This window comes from Prevotella sp. MGM2 (assembly GCF_002933955.1).
Taxonomy (GTDB): domain Bacteria; phylum Bacteroidota; class Bacteroidia; order Bacteroidales; family Bacteroidaceae; genus Alloprevotella.
Genome location: NZ_BEWW01000108.1, coordinates 1 through 1,836 on the forward strand (window position 1 = coordinate 1; position 1,836 = coordinate 1,836).

At 47.4% G+C, this 1,836-nt stretch carries 5 protein-coding genes; 2 read left to right on the top strand and 3 right to left on the bottom strand.

The annotated features are described in order from the left end of the window. The coding region (locus tag C5S62_RS02385) for an ATP-binding protein (RefSeq protein WP_190311538.1) at window positions 1–290 on the top strand (290 nt) is incomplete at its 5' end. Between the two features lie 77 nt (window positions 291–367). Here the strand turns inward: C5S62_RS02385 and C5S62_RS02390 are convergent. The 3 genes from C5S62_RS02390 to C5S62_RS02400 are packed head-to-tail and all read right to left on the bottom strand — an operon-like array spanning window position 368 to window position 1,401. Further along, entirely contained in the window at window positions 368–703 is a 336-nt protein-coding gene (locus C5S62_RS02390; protein ID WP_104403905.1) for a hypothetical protein, read from the bottom strand. Window positions 704–714: 11 nt separating this feature from the next. Further along, window positions 715–1,152, bottom strand: coding sequence for a PcfK-like family protein (locus tag C5S62_RS02395; RefSeq protein ID WP_104403906.1), 438 nt, complete (start codon window positions 1,150–1,152; stop codon window positions 715–717). Window positions 1,153–1,164: 12 nt separating this feature from the next. Continuing rightward, the gene (locus tag C5S62_RS02400; protein ID WP_104403907.1) at window positions 1,165–1,401 is read right to left on the bottom strand and encodes a hypothetical protein; all 237 of its coding nucleotides are present in this window, start codon (window positions 1,399–1,401) and stop codon (window positions 1,165–1,167) included. Window positions 1,402–1,571: 170 nt separating this feature from the next. On the opposite strand from C5S62_RS02400, the gene C5S62_RS13770 reads away from it, so the two are divergent. Continuing rightward, the gene (locus C5S62_RS13770) at window positions 1,572–1,745 is read left to right on the top strand and encodes a hypothetical protein (protein WP_223301111.1); all 174 of its coding nucleotides are present in this window, start codon (window positions 1,572–1,574) and stop codon (window positions 1,743–1,745) included. Window positions 1,746–1,836 lie beyond the last annotated feature (91 nt).

Sequence of the window (1,836 nt, forward strand, 5' to 3'; positions counted from 1 at the left end):
GTCTTGAGGCCGAACTCAAGAAAATCGAACGCTGCCAGCTGCTCATCCTCGACGATCTCTTTCTGGTACCGCTTGATGCGAAGGAACGTCCGATATTACTCGACATCATCGAAGACCGCCACGAACGTAAATCCATCATCATCACCTCGCAGTATCCCTCCTCAAGCTGGTACGACATGGTGGGTGACCCGACCGTGGCCGACGCCATCCTTGACCGCATCGTGCACTCGGCTCATACAATCGAACTGACTGGCGAAAGCATACGCAAACTAAAGGCAAAAAAAGCCTGAGTCATCAAATGAGGTAAAATAACATTGACCCCCGCCGCCAGGACTTTTAAGGGGTCAATCTTATTTCGCCCGAGGGGTCAAATCACGCGTGCCTTTTCCACCACCCTTATGACTTGGAAATTATTCCTTGTCGTGACAACAGCGAAATGTATCTTCTGCGTTGACTTGCGTTTGAGCGAATGGCTGACAGTGAGTTTTGCACCGCATTCCGGACAACGGCATATGTTGTTGCGGTTGTCCTCCGCAGTCCATTCGTGGGCGCATTCCGAACAAATCATAGAGCCATTCTTCCCGCGATAGGCGGTGTGTTTAAAGCATCGCGAGAATGCCCAACGTTTTTGTGTGGCTGTTATTGGTCGCAGTGCGGCGGATAGTTTTGCTACTTTCTTTTGCAGTGCTGTCTTGGGTTTCATAGCTGTATCTTTTAGAAGTCGAAAAGACTTAGTTGTTCAACTTTGTTTTTGCTCTCGGTCGCTTTCTTCGGCTGTATCGGCTTGCGCATTTTCGCCATTTCCTCGTTACGCAGTCGGTCGATAGCGTCCTGCCGTGCCTGTGCCTTCTCATCCTCGGTGAGTTCAACGATATGGTTGACTACCACTTGGCAGTTGACAGGCTTTCCGACCTCAATCTCATTTTCTTCATAGTAATGGACTGCCAGCCCGAAAATCTCATCGTTTGTGAAGCCACAGCATCCGCTTTTCCGCACTGAGTTGAGTATATAGGTCACGCAATCATCTACCGATTTTGAGGGATTTGCATACTTGACGGCAAAGAGAGCATCATTCTCTGCTCGTTCTTCAAGATAAGTCTTGATGGTTTCGTTGAAGGCTTGTGTGCCTTTGTTTTCCTTGTTATTAGCCATAGTCGTAAATATTTAGAGTGTCATTATCCAATAGATTATCCCTAATGCCGTGAGGATTGAGATTATCCACCCCACACCTCGGAATACCTGCTTTACAATCCAGCCGATTGTCAGTCCTGCGATTGCTCCGATGATTATAAGTATCACCTTAGCCACCTTTGCGACCGCTTTTCTTATGCGGTAATGATAGGAGGTTTGGAGAGCTTCGCTTTGACCTAAATTTCTAATATGTCTTTCTGTGGGTTTCATATCGGTGGGAGCTTTTTTTTAACCTCATGCGTCCAAAGACAGTGTGGTTGTTTGAGTTGCTTGTCGCACGTTTACATTGGCAAGCAACTCCAACATATCCACTCGGCACAGGTACGCCTTGAAATAAAAATGGCTCCCCCGATATATCAGGAAAGCCACAGGAAGACATTGTGAATGATACTGCCGTTTCTTCAGAACGGCATCCCGTCAATGAAAAAGGAACCATGCAATCCCGGATCGGCGTAATGTCCGGAATCATCAAATCGAAGAGAAACGGAGATGAAGGTGATGACGGTCTTTACACCCGTGGATTGAAAACCTGCGGGACATGGAATAGCGGCTAAGTCAGGAGATGTTCAGCAGCCGTCCCGGATGCACATCTTTTGGGTCAAGCCGAAAACACGGTGCATGCATTTTGAGACAAGTGTTAAATTT

Coding starts and splice junctions, on each gene's coding strand:
- C5S62_RS02390 (WP_104403905.1), bottom strand. CDS start 703: ATGAAACCCAAGACAGCACTGCAAAAGAAAGTAGCAAAACTATCCGCC.
- C5S62_RS02395 (WP_104403906.1), bottom strand. CDS start 1,152: ATGGCTAATAACAAGGAAAACAAAGGCACACAAGCCTTCAACGAAACC.
- C5S62_RS02400 (WP_104403907.1), bottom strand. CDS start 1,401: ATGAAACCCACAGAAAGACATATTAGAAATTTAGGTCAAAGCGAAGCT.